Annotated in this window: 18 protein-coding genes; 15 read left to right on the forward strand and 3 right to left on the reverse strand. The window is 57.1% G+C overall.

Features of this window, described 5'->3' with window-relative positions:
• Positions 1 to 26 precede the first annotated feature (26 nt).
• Positions 27 to 380 carry a MarR family transcriptional regulator gene (locus AC13QE_RS16125; RefSeq protein WP_488484571.1) on the reverse strand — a complete coding sequence of 118 codons (354 nt, stop codon included), beginning with the start codon at positions 378 to 380 and terminating at the stop codon, positions 27 to 29.
• 99 nt (positions 381 to 479) lie between these two features.
• Between AC13QE_RS16125 and AC13QE_RS16130 the strand changes: the two genes are divergently transcribed.
• The 14 genes from AC13QE_RS16130 (at position 480) to AC13QE_RS16195 (ending at position 12,806) form a co-directional block, all read left to right on the forward strand.
• The gene (locus AC13QE_RS16130; RefSeq protein ID WP_488484412.1) at positions 480 to 1,019 is read left to right on the forward strand and encodes a hypothetical protein; all 540 of its coding nucleotides are present in this window, start codon (positions 480 to 482) and stop codon (positions 1,017 to 1,019) included.
• Positions 1,020 to 1,021: 2 nt separating this feature from the next.
• Positions 1,022 to 1,690 (forward strand): lytic transglycosylase domain-containing protein, encoded by a 669-nt coding sequence (locus AC13QE_RS16135; RefSeq protein WP_488484572.1) that lies wholly within the window; start codon positions 1,022 to 1,024, stop codon positions 1,688 to 1,690.
• Positions 1,687 to 1,989 carry a TrbC/VirB2 family type IV secretion system protein gene (locus AC13QE_RS16140; protein WP_488484413.1) on the forward strand — a complete coding sequence of 101 codons (303 nt, stop codon included), beginning with the start codon at positions 1,687 to 1,689 and terminating at the stop codon, positions 1,987 to 1,989. Before AC13QE_RS16135 ends, AC13QE_RS16140 begins: the two co-directional genes overlap by 4 nt.
• A gap of 5 nt (positions 1,990 to 1,994) precedes the next feature.
• Positions 1,995 to 2,333 carry a VirB3 family type IV secretion system protein gene (locus tag AC13QE_RS16145; RefSeq protein WP_349958986.1) on the forward strand — a complete coding sequence of 113 codons (339 nt, stop codon included), beginning with the start codon at positions 1,995 to 1,997 and terminating at the stop codon, positions 2,331 to 2,333.
• Positions 2,326 to 4,692: a VirB4 family type IV secretion/conjugal transfer ATPase gene (locus AC13QE_RS16150; RefSeq protein ID WP_488484414.1), complete on the forward strand. Its 2,367-nt coding sequence runs from the start codon at positions 2,326 to 2,328 to the stop codon at positions 4,690 to 4,692. Before AC13QE_RS16145 ends, AC13QE_RS16150 begins: the two co-directional genes overlap by 8 nt.
• The gene (gene virB5, locus AC13QE_RS16155) at positions 4,692 to 5,387 is read left to right on the forward strand and encodes a P-type DNA transfer protein VirB5 (RefSeq protein ID WP_488484415.1); all 696 of its coding nucleotides are present in this window, start codon (positions 4,692 to 4,694) and stop codon (positions 5,385 to 5,387) included. The genes AC13QE_RS16150 and virB5 overlap by 1 nt, the downstream gene beginning before the upstream one ends.
• The gene (locus AC13QE_RS16160; protein ID WP_095433288.1) at positions 5,384 to 5,617 is read left to right on the forward strand and encodes an EexN family lipoprotein; all 234 of its coding nucleotides are present in this window, start codon (positions 5,384 to 5,386) and stop codon (positions 5,615 to 5,617) included. The genes virB5 and AC13QE_RS16160 overlap by 4 nt, the downstream gene beginning before the upstream one ends.
• Positions 5,618 to 5,620: 3 nt before the next feature.
• Positions 5,621 to 6,553, forward strand: a complete 933-nt coding sequence (locus AC13QE_RS16165; protein ID WP_488484416.1) for a TrbL/VirB6 family protein — start codon at positions 5,621 to 5,623, stop codon at positions 6,551 to 6,553.
• Positions 6,554 to 6,591: 38 nt separating this feature from the next.
• Positions 6,592 to 6,879: a hypothetical protein gene (locus AC13QE_RS16170; protein WP_488484573.1), complete on the forward strand. Its 288-nt coding sequence runs from the start codon at positions 6,592 to 6,594 to the stop codon at positions 6,877 to 6,879.
• Positions 6,879 to 7,550, forward strand: a complete 672-nt coding sequence (locus AC13QE_RS16175) for a VirB8 family type IV secretion system protein (protein ID WP_488484574.1) — start codon at positions 6,879 to 6,881, stop codon at positions 7,548 to 7,550. Before AC13QE_RS16170 ends, AC13QE_RS16175 begins: the two co-directional genes overlap by 1 nt.
• Before the next feature lie 5 nt (positions 7,551 to 7,555).
• Positions 7,556 to 8,434 carry a P-type conjugative transfer protein VirB9 gene (gene virB9 / locus AC13QE_RS16180; RefSeq protein ID WP_488484575.1) on the forward strand — a complete coding sequence of 293 codons (879 nt, stop codon included), beginning with the start codon at positions 7,556 to 7,558 and terminating at the stop codon, positions 8,432 to 8,434.
• Entirely contained in the window at positions 8,424 to 9,593 is a 1,170-nt protein-coding gene (gene virB10 / locus AC13QE_RS16185; protein WP_488484417.1) for a type IV secretion system protein VirB10, read from the forward strand. Before virB9 ends, virB10 begins: the two co-directional genes overlap by 11 nt.
• 8 nt (positions 9,594 to 9,601) lie before the next feature.
• The gene (gene virB11 / locus AC13QE_RS16190; RefSeq protein WP_488484418.1) at positions 9,602 to 10,591 is read left to right on the forward strand and encodes a P-type DNA transfer ATPase VirB11; all 990 of its coding nucleotides are present in this window, start codon (positions 9,602 to 9,604) and stop codon (positions 10,589 to 10,591) included.
• Between the two features lie 625 nt (positions 10,592 to 11,216).
• Complete coding sequence (locus tag AC13QE_RS16195) at positions 11,217 to 12,806, forward strand: Fic family protein (protein WP_488484419.1); 1,590 nt, start codon at positions 11,217 to 11,219, stop codon at positions 12,804 to 12,806.
• 272 nt (positions 12,807 to 13,078) lie between these two features.
• Here AC13QE_RS16195 and AC13QE_RS16200 read toward each other — a convergent pair whose 3' ends face one another.
• A complete protein-coding gene (locus AC13QE_RS16200; RefSeq protein ID WP_488484420.1) occupies positions 13,079 to 14,470 on the reverse strand; it encodes an O-antigen ligase family protein in 1,392 nt (463 codons plus the stop codon).
• Between the two features lie 155 nt (positions 14,471 to 14,625).
• The gene (locus AC13QE_RS16205; RefSeq protein WP_488484421.1) at positions 14,626 to 15,201 is read right to left on the reverse strand and encodes a sugar transferase; all 576 of its coding nucleotides are present in this window, start codon (positions 15,199 to 15,201) and stop codon (positions 14,626 to 14,628) included.
• Positions 15,202 to 15,389: 188 nt separating this feature from the next.
• Here AC13QE_RS16205 and AC13QE_RS16210 point away from each other — a divergent pair, with 188 nt between their 5' ends.
• The gene (locus AC13QE_RS16210; RefSeq protein ID WP_488484422.1) at positions 15,390 to 16,319 is read left to right on the forward strand and encodes a UDP-glucose 4-epimerase family protein; all 930 of its coding nucleotides are present in this window, start codon (positions 15,390 to 15,392) and stop codon (positions 16,317 to 16,319) included.
• Positions 16,320 to 16,326: the final 7 nt, after the last annotated feature.

The following is a 16,326-nucleotide window of genomic DNA, read 5'->3' on the forward strand; positions in this document are numbered from 1 at the left end:
TTTGATTCGGCCGCTGAGATGATCGATCACCGCGCCTGAAAGCTCCTAAGCTTCTCGAAAATCTCCGGCGCGATCTCAAATTGACGGGCCTTACCGCGGCCCATCGAATTTTTCACGAACGTCTCCGTCAGGATCCCACGTTTCAACAACGGTTCGATTGTCTCCGTCACGCCCATACGCGTGAGCTTCGTAATTTCAACTATATTTGAGATAGTTAGTGCCTGATGAGCTTGGTTCATGATGTAAAGAACACTCATCATGCCGACCTGTTTTAGCCGGGATTGCGGTGTCTCGTCCTCCTGCGGATGATCCATGATCTCATGCAGGATGAATGCTGCAAACGAAAGACTGTTCCACTGGGTGGTTAGGGTACTTGTCATCTTTTTAACTGCATTATATAAATCAGTATAAATTACGAGCAGCGCCAGATTCGTCGCCGAACGGATCGTTTGATATCGCCACATCGAAGGATCATGCTGATGAAACGCCTTCTGGTTGGAACAATCTTAGCCATTACCGGCTGCATCCCTTTATACCTCATTTCCGAGCGGTATGCGCGCGCCGATGACTGGGGATGTCAGGTTATCCTGTGTCTTTCCAATCCGGGTGGACCTACACAATATGCTGCTTGCCGTCCGCCTATCAGCAAGCTCTGGCAGGAGCTTGCAAAGGGGCATTCCTTTCCCACCTGCAGCGGTGTCGGCTTCCGGGCATCGCGTCCTGGTTACGAGCCCTATTTCTGCAGTGGCAGCTATCGCCTGACGACACGTTATGGCGAGCGCGGCCAACAGCAGACCTGCGTTTCGCGAACCCTTTCCAAGGTTGACGGCGGCTATTGCGCCTCCGGTCGTAATAGTGGCGCTAGAGACGATGGGCTGGTGGTATCGGCGCGCTGGCAACGGGATGGCCGCCACATGCAGTGCATGGGTTATCCGACGGCGCGGCCGAATGTGCGATCACAACCCCATTATGTCGATGTGACCATCGACGGCGCGGGAAGCCAGCGCGTGTGGTACTGATCATGGCCGTCTCCTTCACCGATCTTGCCCAGACCTGTGCGCCGGCGATCGCGATCGAAACGCTTGCAGCGGTTGTCAGTCTCGAAAGCCAGTTCCAGCCTTTTGATATTCGCGTGCGGGGGAGCTCATCTCTTCATGAGCAGCCGAAGAGCAAGGCTGAGGCGATCGAAACCGCAACGTCGCTGATGGCGGAGCATAAAGATGTCCAGCTAGGGCTTGGCGGCATTGGCATCGCCGAATTGCGCAAGTTTGATCTCAGCATCTCAGACGCCTTCGATCCATGCCTCAACCTCAAGGCAACGGCGACACTGCTCGATGGTTATTATCGTTTGGCCGTGCATGCCGGCGCGACATTGCAGCAAGCGGAGCGCGTGATGCTGCAATCCTACTACGGGCGGTCCGATCCTTCAGTCGGAAAGATGGCGCAGTATGACGATCAGGTCCAAAGCGAGGCCAAACGGCTTTCGAAAACGCTATCCGCCATTGCGATAGGGCAGAGCGTCGGGCGGCCGACGGTACCCGAACCCCAGACCAATGATCCATCCTTGAACGGTGAAGAAAGGCCTTTGCCCGACCTGTCGGCGAAACCACCGCCTTGGGATGTCTTCCACGCAGCGCGGCAATCATCTGCGCTGGTCTTCCAAAATGATCAACCGGAGCAGTCTGAATGATGTCGAGGATAAATATTCGTGCATTTGGCGTCGCCGTTGCGATGGCAATTGTCCTTTCGACCGCCATGATCGAGCCAGCCTTCGCACAGGGCGCCGGCGGGATCGAGACGGTTCTGCAGAATATCGTCACCTTGCTCACCGGCAACGTCGCGAAGCTCTTGGCAACGATCGCTGTCATCATCGTCGGCATCGCCTGGATGTTCGGTTACCTCGATCTTCGCAAGGCCGCCTATGTCGTGCTTGGTATCGGCATTCTCTTTGGCGCCTCGCAGATCGTCAGCACGATTTCCGGGGGTTGAAGATGATGCTGGAGAAGGTTTCGCTTGAGGAAGACACCCTTTTCCTGGCCTGCACCCGGCCAGCAATGATCGCCGGGGTGACGATGGAGGCCATGGGCGTCAACATTATACTGACGACCATCCTCTACATTGTAGCTGGCTCGATTGCCTATGGGCTTGTCGGTGTGGTCTTTCATTTCATTTTTCGCTCGCTCGTCAAGCATGACCACAACATGTTCCGCATTCTGCTGGCCTGGATCGAAACCCGTGGTCGTTCGCGCAACGGCGCCTACTGGAGTGGTGCTTCGCTGACACCGTTGAGGCTAGTGCGACACTATGACGAAAGGGACCTTGGCCATGCCTAATGTGTCCCGTCTCAAATTCCGTGAACTCGAGCCGGAAACGTTCATCCCCTATGTCCGCCACGTGGATGAGACCGTGATCGCACTCGATTCCCGGGCGTTGCTAGCGATGATCGCTTTGGAGGGCGTATCGTTCGAGACAATCGATGCTATCGATCTGAACAGTCTGCAGCGCGATCTCAACACGCTCTACCGCAACATTGCGGACGAGCGTCTGGCAATCTGGACCCATCTCATCCGCCGGCGCGACAACTCTTATCCCGACGGCGAGTTCACCAATTCCTTCTCGGCAACGTTGAATGGCAAGTATCGCGAGCGGATGGTGAGCGAGGACCTGTTCCGCAACGATCTCTATCTCACCCTGCTTTGGCATCCCGGACGCGATCCGGCTGAACGGCTCGCAAATCTGCTGTCACGACTTCGCAAGGCCCAACGAGCCGCAGTCGAGCTCGATGAGGACAGTCTGAAGCATCTCCGGGACAAGGTAACCGATGTCATTGCGGGACTGAGACGCTTTGCGCCGCGCGTGCTGTCGCTTTACGATCAGAACGGCATCCTGTTTTCCGAACCGAGCGAGGTGCTGCATCAGTTGATCGGCGGCCGCCGAGAACCCGTACCATTGACTGAAGGCAAGATCTCCTCGGCGATCTATTCTGATCGTGTGATCTTCGGGCGCGAGACCGTCGAGATCCGCGATGAAGGGACAAGCCGTTACGCCGGCATGTTCGGTTTCAAGGAATATCCGGCACGAACACGCGGCGGTATGCTGGACGGCATTCTGACGGCACCTTTCGAACTGATCCTCACTCAGTCCTTCGCGTTCAGGTCCAAAACCGATGCCCGCACCGTCATGGGCCGCAAGCAGAACCAAATGGTGAGTGCGGTCGACAAGGCGGCCTCTCAGATAGAAGAGCTCGATGCGGCAATGGACGAGCTGGAATCGAACCGTTTCGTGCTCGGCGAGCACCATCTGACCCTCGGGGTCTTCGCTTCATCTGTCAAAGGCCTTGCTGACAATCTCGCGAAGGCGCGCTCACATCTGACCAATGGTGGCGCTGTCGTGGCGCGCGAGGATCTAGGGCTCGAAGCTGCATGGTGGGCACAATTGCCCGGTAATTTTCGGTATCGGGCCCGTTCCGGTGCGATCACCTCGCGGAATTTTGCAGCACTTTCTCCGTTTCATTCCTATCCTATGGGTAGGAAGGACGGCAACGAATGGGGACCAGCCGTCGCCATGCTGAAGACGGCGTCGGGCTCGCCGTTCTATTTCAATTTCCACTATGGCGATCTCGGCAACACCTTCGTCTGCGGTCCGTCGGGTGCTGGCAAGACCGTACTTCTCAATTTCATGCTGTCGCAACTCGAAAAGCATGACCCGCACATGGTCTTCTTCGACAAGGATCGCGGCGCCGACCTCTTCGTCCGTGCTGCCGGCGGGACCTATTTGCCGCTGAAGAACGGGCTTCCGACCGGATGTGCACCGCTGAAAGCCTTAGAGCTGACACCGGAGAACAAGATATTCCTGGCACGATTTATCGCCAAGCTAGCCGGTACGGCGGTGCGTAATTTTTCGGTCAGCGATGTCAGCGATATCGCGCTGGCGATCGATGGTCTTGCCGATCTTCCGAAAGAGCAGCGCACGATCGGCGCTTTGCGCACCTTTCTCAACAATACCGATCCGGAAGGGATCGCCGCGCGCCTGCGTCGGTGGGAAAGAGGCGGACCGCTTGGTTGGGTCTTCGACAACGAGGCCGATGAGATCGGTATCGGCGCTAAATTTCTCGGCTACGATATGACCGATTTTCTCGACAATGAGGAAATCCGTAATCCCTTGATGGCTTATCTTTTCTATCGCGTCGAACAATTGATCGATGGCCGACGGATTATCATCGTCATCGACGAGTTCTGGAAGGCGTTGCAGGACGAGAGCTTTCTTGACCTTGCCCAGAACAAGCTCAAGACCATTCGCAAGCAGAACGGCTTGATGCTGTTTGCCACGCAAAGCCCGCGCGACGCCATTAACTCACCAATCGCGCATACGATCATCGAGCAGTGCCCAACACAGGTTTTCCTGCCGAATTCCCGCGGTAATCGAGACGACTATGTCGGTGGCTTCAAGCTCACCGAACGCGAATTCGAGTTGGTTGCCCGCGAGCTCTCCGCTGAAAGCCGGCGCTTCATTGTTAAACAGGGTCACAACAGTGTTGTCGCCGAACTCAATCTCAACGGTTTCGACGATGAGCTCGCAATCCTGTCGGGGCGAACGGCAAACGTGGAACTTGCCGAGGCGATCCGGGCGGAGCTTGGCGATGACCGGGACGAATGGCTGCGGATATTCCAACAGACAAGGAGTGCAAGCTGATGGCGCAGAGCAGAATGCTTCCTATGACAGCGTTAGTACTGTTCCTTTCTTCGTATGCAGCCGACGCACAGGGTATCCCTGTTATCGACCAGACGGCGATTGCCAAGCAGATCGAAAGCATAACCCAACTGAAATCGCAGCTTGGCGCGCTGAACCAGCAACTCCAGCAGGCCCAGCAGCTCTACGGCTCGCTAAACAAGCTGACCAATATGGCCGACGTCGCCAGCCTGTTGAACGATCCGGCGATCCGCAAGGCATTGCCAGGGGACTTTTCTGCCGTCGAAAGCCTGCTCAAGGGCTCAGGTTCAGGCGCGATTGGCGATGCCGCCTCAAAGTTCTTGACCGACAATTCGACCTACAAAACGAGCGCCAATGACTTTTACGCTCAGGAACTGTCGCGTCTTCAGAACAAGAATGCCGGGCAGATGAGCCTCGGCCAGCAAATCTACGACGCTGCGACCAAACGGATTGACGGGATTGATCAATTACGCCGGCAAATCTCTTCGGCGAGCGACGCCAAGGACATCGCCGATCTGCAGGCGCGGCTGCAAGCCGAAACGGCCTTTCTCCAGACCGATATGCTCAGGATGCAGGGGTTGCAGATGGTGCAGCAGGCCCAGGTTCAGGTCGATGAGCAGCGCAGGGCCGAGGATTGGCGCAAGCGCATGGATACAATGGGAGCGGCCCTTCAATGAAGTTTCTTGTTCTCCTCACACTTGGTGTCTCCTTGTTCGGCTGCTCGAAGCAGCCCGAACGCACCTATTCGGTCGACGAGCTGATGGCAAACCAGACGCTGCTGTCGGATCTCATCGCCAAGTGCAAAAGCAATCCCGGCGAATTGCGAGCGACGCCGAATTGCGTGAATGCCGAGGCGGCTGATTGGAAATCGCGCATGGAACGCATGGGCAAAGCACTCGGAGGCTGAGGCATGTATCAGATCTTTGCCTTCGTCGATGGGCAGTTCAAGGCGCCGCTGGAGAATTTCATATCGTCAGGTACGTCGAATATCGCCAGTTGGGTTACGGGGCCATTGACGGCGGCATTGACCCTTTATGTCATTCTCTACGGCTTCTTGATCCTGCGTGGATCAGTCGACGAACCGATCATGGATTTCGCCTTTCGGGCAATGAAACTTGCCATCATCCTGATGCTGGTCACGAATGCTCGCGAGTACCAGACTTATATCGGCAGCATCTTCTTCGACACCTTGCCCAAGGAGATTTCACAGGCGTTGAACTCCGGTACGATACCAAGCGCCTCGACCTTCGACAGCCTACTGGATAAAGGCCAGAAATGCGCGAAAGAGATCTGGTCGCGTGCCTCATGGGGTGTCGATATCGTTACCGGTCTCGGTGGCATGCTGGTCATCCTAGCAAGCTTCGTGGTTGCCGCGATCGGTTATATCGTTTCGCTCTATGCCCGCCTAGCGCTGGCGATCGTGCTCGCTATCGGCCCGATTTTCGTAGCGCTCGCTATGTTCCGCTCGACACGCCGCTTCACCGAAGCGTGGATCGGGCAACTCGCCAACTTCGTGATCCTGCAGGTACTGGTTGTGGCGGTCGGCTCTCTGCTTATTACCTGTATCGATTCCACCTTCACAGTGATCGAGAGCTACAGGGAAGTACTGATGCGACCCGTTGCGCTCGGCGCCATTTGCCTTGCCTCCCTCTACGTCTTTTACCAGCTTCCGGGCATCGCTTCGGCACTTGCCGCGGGCGGAGCTTCGCTCACCTACGGCTATGGCGCGGCACGCGACGCGCATGAAGGCACGCTTGCCCGAGGTGCTACCTACATGGCGCGAGCGACTGGTCGGAGTGCGCGGGCCATTGGCCGCAACTTTCGTTCCGAAAGAACCGGCTGATGTGGAACTTCAAACAAAAACAAGATGGCTGGTTCACGATGATCCGAATATTCGTGTTTTTTTGTGTAGTATCAACGCTCGGTGGCTGCGCGTCACATTCCTATCCCCCACCCAAATGCGACGGCTATTCGCGCCGGCCGCTCAATCGCGCCATGTGGCAAAGGGACGGCGACAGCCGGTCGACGCCGCAAGCTCCTCCCTCCTCACCGGCACAGTCCGGTGGCGAGCCGCCCGCCTATGTCGAGGTAAAGCCCGATATCGTTCCCGCCGCCTTCGTGCATTTTGATGTCGGCTACTCCTATCGCCGATGCGGAGGGCCGCGGTGATGGTGACGAGGGACAGTCTCAAGGATTATTTCGATAAGGCCAGGCGCTTCGATCAGGACCGCATGATCCAGATGGAACGTTCGGCGCGGATTGCCTGGTTCGTAGCCACTGCGGCCGGCGTGCTTGCGGCAATTTCGATCGTCGCCATCGTAGGCTTGACACCGCTAAAGACGGTCGAGCCTTTTGTCGTGAGAGTCGATAATTCCACCGGTATTGTCGATGTCGTTTCGGCACTCACCTCGACTGCTGGCACCTACGACGAAGCGGTGACTAAATATTTTGCCGCCCGCTATGTTCGTGCTCGCGAGGGTTATGTCTGGAGCGAGGCAGAGGAGAATTTTCGCACGGTCTCGCTGCTCTCAACAGCCCCGGAACAGACCCGCTTTGCTGCTATTTATCGCGGCGGCAATCCGGATTCCCCGCAAAATATCTACGGTCGCGGCGCCGCATCGCGGATCAACATCGTTTCCATCTCGCTGATCAACGCCAATGTACTGTCTGTCCGCTATATGCGTACCATCACCCGCGGAGACGAGACCCATACGACCCATTGGGTGGCAACGCTTACCTTCTCCTATGTGAATGCTCCAATGTCCTCGACCGATCGGCTGATAAATCCGCTCGGCTTCGCCGTCAGCGACTATCGATCCGATCCGGAGGCCATCAATTGAAACATCTGAAACATCATTGTTTGATTGCACTGCTCCTGACTGCTAGCTGGCCATGGGCAGCCCTTGCGCTGGAAACGCCGCGCGGCGCGTCCCAGGACAGTCGGGTCCGCTTCGTCGACTATCAGCCTTACAATATTACCAGGATCGTGGGCTCGCTGCGTTCCTCCGTCCAGGTGGAGTTTGCCGCCGACGAGGAAATTGCCCATGTGGCGCTTGGTAACACGGTCGCCTGGGAAGTGGCGCCGGCCGGCAATATCCTCTTCCTGAAGGCGCGAGAGAACCAGCCGGTCACGAACATCTCCGTGGTCACGACACGTCGTGATGGTTCGACGCGCAGTTACCAGATGGAGTTGACGGTCCGTGACGGTCCGGTTGCCGCCGGCCAGGACACTTACTTCTATGTCAAGTATCGCTATCCGGCCGATGATGCGGAACGCCGTCGTCAGGAGGCGCTCGCGCGAACCCAGGCAGCACAAGCTGGACAAGCCGACTCAGTGCTGGCTTTGCATGAGCAATACGGACCACGCAACTGGCACTATTCCGCACAGGGATCAGGAGCCTTGGAACCGAACGCCGTTTATGACAACGGCAAGATCACGACCATTGCCTTCACCGGTAATCAGGAAATCCCGGCAATCTATATGGAAAACTCTGACGGCACCGAGAGCCTGGTACCTAAGTCGGTGGCCGGTGATCTCGTGCTCGTTCATGCGATCGGCCGCAAATTCATCCTGCGGCGGGGAGGCGACGTGCTCTGCATCTTTAACGAAGCCTACGATCCGACCGGTATCGATCCGAACACCAACACCACATCGCCTTCGGTTGAGCGCGTCATGAAAGTGTCGGCGAGAAGTGCCGCAGCGGGAGGAGCCGATGGCCGATGAGGTGGAAGACCGTATTCCAGGTGAGCGCGCCGAGACTGATGTCAATTCGCGAACCGAGGCCAGTCCATTCCTGAAGCGTGGTGCCGTGGTTCTGGCGATGGTTGCTTTTGTTGGGTTTTCGTTGTGGTCGATGCGTGACCGGCAAAAGACAGAGACGACAAGGCCCGACCAGGTCGTTATTCGCCAGACGGCTGACTTCGAGCCAGCGAAGGAAGAGGTAAAGCCGCCTGCACCGCTTCCCGAGGTGCTGCTACCGACGCCTGCGCCAAAGGAGCAGGTCACACCTGCCGAGGACACTTTGTTGGATTCTGCCCGCCGCGCGCCGGTGATGGCCTATAATGGACAGCAGTCCTCGTCGCAACGCCGCGACATACCAGCCGCCATGTCGCAAGACGCTGCCTCCAACTATCTCCCTGTTCCAGGCAGCCTTGGGAGTGCCCAACCTGAAACTGAGGATCAGCGCTTCAACAGGATGTTGACGCCGACCCATCTGGAAGGATCACGCGCCGGCACGCTCGGCAATCGCGACTTCATCGTGGCGATGGGAACTTCGATTCCCTGTGTGCTGGAGACGGCGCTCGCCTCCGATCAGCGGGGCTTCGCCAGCTGCGTCATCAACCGCGATGTGCTCTCGGACAATGGCCGCGTCGTTCTGATGGAGAAAGGAACTCAGATCGTTGGAGAATATCGAGGCGGCTTAAACCGGGGCCAGAAGCGTCTATTCGTGCTTTGGAACCGGGCAAAGACGCCAAAAGGTGTGATTATTACACTCGCCTCACCCGCAACCGACGCACTAGGGCGGGCGGGCATGGATGGCTATGTCGACACGCATTGGTGGGAGCGTTTCGGCAGCGCCATCCTGCTCTCCATCGTTGGCGACGCGACGACCTATGCCGGCAGCCGGCTGCAGGATAGTGACGTTCAGGCGCAGAATACGACGACCGCTGGCCAGCAGGCAGCAGCGATCGCCGTCGAGCAATCCATCAATATTGTGCCGACATTGACAAAGCATCAGGGCGAACTCGTCTCAATTTTTGTAGCCCGCGATCTCGAATTTTCCGACGTCTATAGTCTGCGTGTCACCGAACCCCGCAACAGGATCCTCGATCGGGCGGTGTCGGGAGATTTCAGGCCTCGATCGACGCACGTGACGAAGTAGGGCGGAAGATGGCGGAAGCTTCAGATGCTGGTGTCGTGCGTGAATTGCTTATGCCGCTATCTCGCTTCCTGAAGGATACGTCGCTCTATGAGATCGTCGTCAACCGCCCGGGTGAAGTGCTGACTGAGGGAACGGAGGGATGGCAGCATCATGCACTGCCGGATCTTAGTTTCGAGAAGCTGATGCGTCTGGCCCGGGCCATTGCAAGCTATTCGAACCAGGCAATCGATGAGGTCCGGCCGGTCTTGTCGGCCTCTTTGCCAGATGAAGAGCGGATTCAGATCGTTGTTCCGCCGGCAACGACCAAGGGCACGGTCAGCATCACAATCAGAAAGCCGTCGTCGGTGATGCTGACGTTGGATGATCTCGAAAGGGGTGGATTATTTTCCAATGTCTCCTCGCCGAACTGTGATGTCGAACCCTCGGATACGAGGTTGGACAAGATCCTTAAGGCAGGCAATTACGCGACGTTTCTGCGTGCGGCGGTTCTTGCGCGCAAAAACATCATCATCTCAGGCGCGACCGGATCGGGCAAGACAACCCTGTCGAAGGCATTGATCCGGCATATCCCGGAGCATGAGCGGATAATATCGATCGAGGATACGCCGGAGCTGGTCATCTCGCAGCCTAATCACGTCAGGCTTTTCTATTCGAAAGGAGAACAGGGGCTGGCGAAAATCAGCGCGAAAGATTTGCTCGAATCGTGCTTAAGGATGCGACCCGATCGCATTCTTCTACAGGAGCTGCGCGACGGTTCGGCCTTCTACTACATCCGGAATGTCAATTCAGGACACCCCGGATCGATCACAACGGTGCATGCCGATTCTGCGGCGCTGGCATTTGAGCAACTGACATTGCTCGTGAAAGAGTCGGAAGGTGGTCGTGACCTTGAGCGCAGCGATATTCGTAGTTTGCTCGACGTCGCGATCGATATCATTGTCCAGTGCAAGCGGATTGATGGGCGGTTTCGGGTGAGCGAGATTTATTTTAAGCCGTGATCGAGCGGAGAAATGATTAGTTCCTGTATTTTGCTTTGTTCGCTTCAGCCGAGGTTTCTTGTAAACGGAAAACAGGTCTAGCCAGATTTATCCGGTGCTTCGTCTTCCTCGGCTTCGGGCGAACCGCCTCGTTCATCGGAAAACTGAGCCGGAAAATGGCCGATGTGAATGCGAAATTCGGGGTACGTAAGCGCTCTCCAGGGCCGCATGCCGTCCTTCGTCGCGCGGCCTCGTAGTTGCCCGTGGATTATGCGACGAAAATAGAGAGCATCGGCGTACAAATATTTGAATTTCGCGGTGGTGGACCGGTTGGTCGCAGCGTCATCAACTTGGCAATGACGCATTTAGCGCATTGTTGAGCGAAAAGGCGATTTCGTCGGGTCGATGAGGGATTCTAATTGGTTTTCTATATCGGCTTCCGTCACTAATCGATTTTCGATGCGAAACTTGCCGTTTCGATGAGGCTGTGCCTACTATTAATCAATTTTCGATATGATCAATCTTGTATAAGCGATTTTCGATAAAGATAATTGATTTCCGATGTAAGCGATTTTCGATATCATGTCTCGAAAATAATCGTCCTTCGATGATGTAACTTGTTTTTCGATGAGGAAGGAAGCTGGGCATGACAGTCAATCCCGCAAATCCGGCGGTCTTCCAAGAGCGTATCGTGCCAACGGATACGGTTCCCGTTGGGTATGCAACTCTCGTCCAGAAATACGGGATTGCCGCCCCTGTTCGTCTCCCCTCGTGTGTCGCGAAGGGCTTCGTCTATGGCTCGAGGAGAGCACATGAGGATTGGACGATCTTCGACAAGCGCTTTGCCCCAGAAGACAGCTTGCTTGGACATCTGACTTTCGCGCTGAGGCACGAGACAATCGATCTGTTGATCCTAAAAAGGCTATTTCAAATCGTTCCAGCAAGTGAGATCACGGCGCTGATCGAAGCCGAGCCGACGAGCAGCGCGACGCGCCGGATCTGGTTCTTCTATGAATGGCTGACAGGTACACGCCTTGACATTCCAGACGCGGAACGGGGGAACTATGTTGAAGCGCTTGACACTGCGAGCTACTTCACATCGATCCCTGTGAATTCACCCCGCCACCGCGTGCGAGACAATCTTCTCGGCACACCCACATTCTGCCCTGTTTTAAGGCGTACCGAATACCTTGTCGAAACGGTCACCCGCCGCTGGGACGCCGAAGCCAAAGAGCTCATCGGAAGGATCGGAAAAGGGATCATCGCCCGAGCGGCAAGCTTCCTCCTTCTGTCGGATAGCCAGGCATCCTATCAGATCGAAGGCGAGCGCCCGCCGCGAAGCCGCCTCGAGCGTTGGATGAGGGCCGTCGCCCAATCTGGAAAGCGGCCGATCACAGTGGACGAACTCGTGCGTCTCCAGCACATTGTCATCGAGGAGAACCGGTTCATCAAGCGCGGGTTGCGAGACGCCGGCGGCTTTATTGGCGATCGCGACTGGAACGACGATCCTCTCCCAGAATTCGTTTCAGCCCGGCACGAAGACATTAACGATCTTCTCGGAGGGATCATAGCCGCAGGAAGCAGGATGGCATCGAGTGGGGTCGATGCCGTACTTCAAGCCTCCGTCATGGCCTTCGCCTTCGTGTTCGTCCATCCCTTCGAAGACGGAAACGGACGCCTGCATCGGTACCTCATACACCATGTTCTGTCCGAGCGCGGATATACGCCCGCCGGTATGATCTTTCCCATTTCTTCTGTACTTCTTGAACGCCAGGAGGAGTATGGCGCGCGCTTGCGTAGTTACACCGGATCGCTGTTGCCCTTTATCGAATGGGTGCCGACACCGGAGAAAAACGTGCGTGTCGTCAACGACACCACCGATCTCTACAGGTTTGGAGATTACACGGAGTTGACCGAATTTCTCTATGCTTGCGTCGTACAGACGATCAGGCACGACCTGCCAAACGAGATCGATTACCTCTCGCGTTTCGATGAGGCGAAGCGACGCATTCAGGATTTCCTTGAGATGCCGGACGCGATGATCTCCAGCCTCGTTAATTTCATCCGTCAGAACAATGGTGCGCTTTCCAAGAAACGGCGCGGCCGTGAGTTCGAAAAGATGACCGACGAGGAGGTAAAGTCAGTGGAGGCGGTGGTTCGCGACGCCTTCGACATCGGCCTGTCGAATGAGGGTGGCGATCAGTCCGAAGAAAATAGGCTCGACAGCCCCCGATAGCGGCAATATGTCCTTTCTGTAGGCACGTTGCATACGCCTTGCCCCGCCAGTTGTGCGAGGGGGGACGAACCAAACCCTCTGTCGGGGTTCGGTGCTACGCTGGCTTATAGCGCTTGGTCAGGCATTGAGCGAGCGTCGTGCGGTCTACTTGCATACAACGGTCGCACTCATCCTTCGAAACGACGAACATCACAATCAATGCTTCAGGAAGGACAAACCATCCTAGATTCGATCGTGGGGTTCTCTTTGTTGCTATCGAGGTCGTGCAACTATCATGATCGCGCTCTCAACTCCGCTTCTTTCCTTTCCACCTTCGACATCGCCAAATACTCCCCCTTCAGTCGCATGTGGCACCAGCAGGCGAAGGCGGAGCTTGCGAAGGCAAGGCTTTCGCCGATCGCCAGGCGGTTGTTGGAGTTGCTGAGGAGCGTCAATGAGAAGAAGAACAGGCAGGCGATATAGGCGTGCCATGCCGCGCGCGGGATGATGCCGGCCTTGCGGGCGCGCCAGACGGCGCGGATGAAGGTGGCGAGCATGAAGCCCATGATTGCCGCACCGAACAGGCCGTAGCGCACCAGGATTTCCAGGTAGCCGTTGTGCAGCAGCGTGTACTGGACATGCGAGTAACGCGTCTCGGCCCAGCGTTCGAGCCACCGGTTGCCCCAGCCGAAGATCGGCGCCGAGGAAAAGACCTCCCAGCTGTTCGACCAGAGCTGCAGGCGTTCGTCCATCGATACCGGCGTATTGCTGGAACTGATGGCGTTCGAAACCACGCCGCCCATCTCATGGCCGTTGGCCACATTTTCGACCATGGAAATGGCTGCCGACAAAGTCGGGCCAGCCGTCTTGTCGAGATTGTGCCTGACGCCATAGATACCCGCGATCAACAGGGCTGCGACGGCGATGATGATGATCACGCCGCTCTTCAGGCGCAGGTAGGTGAGCGTGATCAGCGCCAGCACCGGCAGTGTTATGCCGAGTGCCAGCCAGACGCCTTTCGATTTGGCGCCGTAAATGGCGATGAAACAGAGCGCGAAGATGAAGGGCGAAGCGATATAGGCGAAGCGGGCGATCCGGCGGTCACTGGATTTGTCCGTCAGGTAATGCAAGAGCCAGAACAGGGTGAAGATAACGATCATGCCGCAGGCGACGGCGCCGTGGATCTGGTTGTTCATGATCAAGGGCCGGATGGTCTCGCCGGCAAAGACCTCGCGCAGATGCTGGGTGGCGACCAGCATGATGAGGACTACCGCGAAATAAGCCGCGACGATCTTCTCCATCAGCTCTTCATAGAGCAGGAAGGCGACGCCCATGATAGGAAAGAAGAAGGGAAAGGCGTAGAGCCAGTCCGAGGCGCCGATATCGTGTTGTGGCGTCAGCCAGAAGGTGATGAAGAATCGCGCCATGACATAAAAGGCCCATCCCATGCAGAGCCAGCCGATCCAGTCCGTGCGCGGCCGTATGGGCGCCTTCATGTAATAATAGAGGGCGATCAGGGAGAGAAGCGCCGTCGCATAGCGATAGGCGTCGCTCTCGACCACGGTCGGGGAGGCAACCAGCAGCCAGAGAATGCCGCCGATGATGGCGACCGGTTTCGTCATGCTGCTTCCTGCCTTCATGACGCCGATCGGTTCGGCTGCAAGGTCACCATGGGGCTTGTTCATGCGCGAGTCATCCAATGTCGTCGGCCTTCGTCCAGGTTCGGTTCATCATCCGGCATCTCTCGCTCCCACCACGGCCCCTATGGTCGCAAAGGGGCGGATATACGGCAATTCTCCCACGCCGTTGTGTCGATAATGTCGATTTCGCCGAATGTTTGTTAATGCGCAACTCCGTCGCGTTTGACCACTTTCAATGCCGTCAGGAAAATAACCTTTAAGTCGAAGAAAAAAGAGCGTCGACGCATATACTCTTCGTCCAGCGCTACCTTCTGGGGGATCGGCAGTTCGTCGCGGCCGTTGACCTGCGCCCAGCCGGTTAGGCCAGGCTGCAAAGCATCGACGCCGCGCTCCGTGCGCAGGGCTATGAGGTCGTGCTGATTAAAAAGGGCAGGGCGCGGGCCGACGATGCTCATCTCACCCTTGAGGATGCACCAAAGCTGCGGCAGCTCGTCGAGGCTCGATTTGCGCAGGAAGGAGCCGATCGGCGTCAGATAGATATTCGGGTCCTTCAGCAGATGGGTCGCGACCGCCGGCGTGTCGGTGCGCATGCTGCGGAATTTCGGCATGCGGAAGATCTTATTTTTCCGGCCGATCCGATCGGACCAATAGAGGATCGGACCTGGCGAGGTCAGGCGCACTGCCAGAGCAACGATCAGGATCGGAATAAAAAAGACGATGGTCGCGGCTAGAGCGGCGAGAAAATCGAAAAGGCGCTTGGCGATCGTATAAAGCATCGTCTCTTATCGTTGCATCGCCCTCTGTTCTGAGGGTGATCAAGGTCGTCAATGCTCCGTCCATCTCATATCGCGATTTCAAGCACAACCATCCGCGACAAGATTCCCCGCCCTTGTTCCGAGCGGATATCCCGTGCAAAGCATGTCTCAGCTAATCATGGTGCGGAAAAAGCGGAGGCAGTGCGCGGATGATCCTGGTAACGGGTGCGACGGGTTTTGTCGGACAGGCTCTGTGCGCGGAGCTTTCCCGCCGGCGGATGGATTATCGCCCGGTCAGCCGTAGCTTCCGCCCGGGCTTCGTTGCCATCGGGGCGATGGATAGCCAGACGGACTGGTCCGATGCGCTTGCCGGCATCGATGTCGTCATGCATCTTGCCGCCCGTGTCCACGTTATGAACGAGAGCGCCGCCGATCCATTGGCCGCGTTTCGCGCCGTCAATGTGGATGCAACGGTAAACCTGGCGCGGCAGGCAGCGGCTGCGGGCGTGAAACGCTTCATTTTCCTGAGTTCGATCAAGGTCAACGGCGAAGGGACGTCGGTGGGTAAGCCCTTCAGGGCCTCGGACGTGCCGCATCCGGAAGATGCCTATGGCCGCTCGAAACTGGAGGCGGAGGCGGCCTTGTTCGCGATATCAGCGGAAACGGGCATGGAGGTCGTCATCATCCGGCCGCCTCTCGTCTATGGTCCCGGCGTCAAGGCGAATTTCGCAAGCCTGATGAGGTGGGCTGCGCGGCCGCTTCCCTGGCCGTTTGGGGCGGTTCGAAACCGCAGGTCGCTCGTTTATGTCGGCAATCTGGTCGATTTCATGCTGCTCTGCGCCAACCATTCATCCGTTGGAAACCGCATATTCCTGATCAGCGACGGCGAAGATCTTTCGATCGGCCAGCTGATCGCCAAACTATCTCTGGCCGCCGGGCGCAATGCTTGGATGCTGCCGGTGCCGCCTGCGCTGCTCGAAGGACTTGCCGCACTTCTGGGACGCCGAGCCGCCGCGCAGCGGTTGCTTGGCTCGCTTCAGGTCGATATCGGCGAGACGCGGGCGCTCACCGGCTGGTCGCCGCCTTACTCGGTCGAAGAAGGATTGGCGGCCACGGTCGCTGGTGCGGGGGCGAGTTGAGCTGGCC

Source organism: Martinezella sp. CNPSo 3957, assembly GCF_057784395.1.

What these genes read in the sequence shown, in the direction of transcription:
- AC13QE_RS16125 (WP_488484571.1), bottom strand. Translation starts at nt 380, where the DNA reads ATGACAAGTACCCTAACCACCCAGTGGAACAGTCTTTCGTTTGCAGCA.
- AC13QE_RS16130 (WP_488484412.1), top strand. Translation starts at nt 480, where the DNA reads ATGAAACGCCTTCTGGTTGGAACAATCTTAGCCATTACCGGCTGCATC.
- AC13QE_RS16135 (WP_488484572.1), top strand. Translation starts at nt 1,022, where the DNA reads ATGGCCGTCTCCTTCACCGATCTTGCCCAGACCTGTGCGCCGGCGATC.
- AC13QE_RS16140 (WP_488484413.1), top strand. Translation starts at nt 1,687, where the DNA reads ATGATGTCGAGGATAAATATTCGTGCATTTGGCGTCGCCGTTGCGATG.
- AC13QE_RS16145 (WP_349958986.1), top strand. Translation starts at nt 1,995, where the DNA reads ATGCTGGAGAAGGTTTCGCTTGAGGAAGACACCCTTTTCCTGGCCTGC.
- AC13QE_RS16150 (WP_488484414.1), top strand. Translation starts at nt 2,326, where the DNA reads ATGCCTAATGTGTCCCGTCTCAAATTCCGTGAACTCGAGCCGGAAACG.
- virB5 (WP_488484415.1), top strand. Translation starts at nt 4,692, where the DNA reads ATGGCGCAGAGCAGAATGCTTCCTATGACAGCGTTAGTACTGTTCCTT.
- AC13QE_RS16160 (WP_095433288.1), top strand. Translation starts at nt 5,384, where the DNA reads ATGAAGTTTCTTGTTCTCCTCACACTTGGTGTCTCCTTGTTCGGCTGC.
- AC13QE_RS16165 (WP_488484416.1), top strand. Translation starts at nt 5,621, where the DNA reads ATGTATCAGATCTTTGCCTTCGTCGATGGGCAGTTCAAGGCGCCGCTG.
- AC13QE_RS16170 (WP_488484573.1), top strand. Translation starts at nt 6,592, where the DNA reads ATGATCCGAATATTCGTGTTTTTTTGTGTAGTATCAACGCTCGGTGGC.
- AC13QE_RS16175 (WP_488484574.1), top strand. Translation starts at nt 6,879, where the DNA reads ATGGTGACGAGGGACAGTCTCAAGGATTATTTCGATAAGGCCAGGCGC.
- virB10 (WP_488484417.1), top strand. Translation starts at nt 8,424, where the DNA reads ATGGCCGATGAGGTGGAAGACCGTATTCCAGGTGAGCGCGCCGAGACT.
- virB11 (WP_488484418.1), top strand. Translation starts at nt 9,602, where the DNA reads ATGGCGGAAGCTTCAGATGCTGGTGTCGTGCGTGAATTGCTTATGCCG.
- AC13QE_RS16195 (WP_488484419.1), top strand. Translation starts at nt 11,217, where the DNA reads ATGACAGTCAATCCCGCAAATCCGGCGGTCTTCCAAGAGCGTATCGTG.
- AC13QE_RS16200 (WP_488484420.1), bottom strand. Translation starts at nt 14,470, where the DNA reads ATGAACAAGCCCCATGGTGACCTTGCAGCCGAACCGATCGGCGTCATG.
- AC13QE_RS16205 (WP_488484421.1), bottom strand. Translation starts at nt 15,201, where the DNA reads ATGCTTTATACGATCGCCAAGCGCCTTTTCGATTTTCTCGCCGCTCTA.
- AC13QE_RS16210 (WP_488484422.1), top strand. Translation starts at nt 15,390, where the DNA reads ATGATCCTGGTAACGGGTGCGACGGGTTTTGTCGGACAGGCTCTGTGC.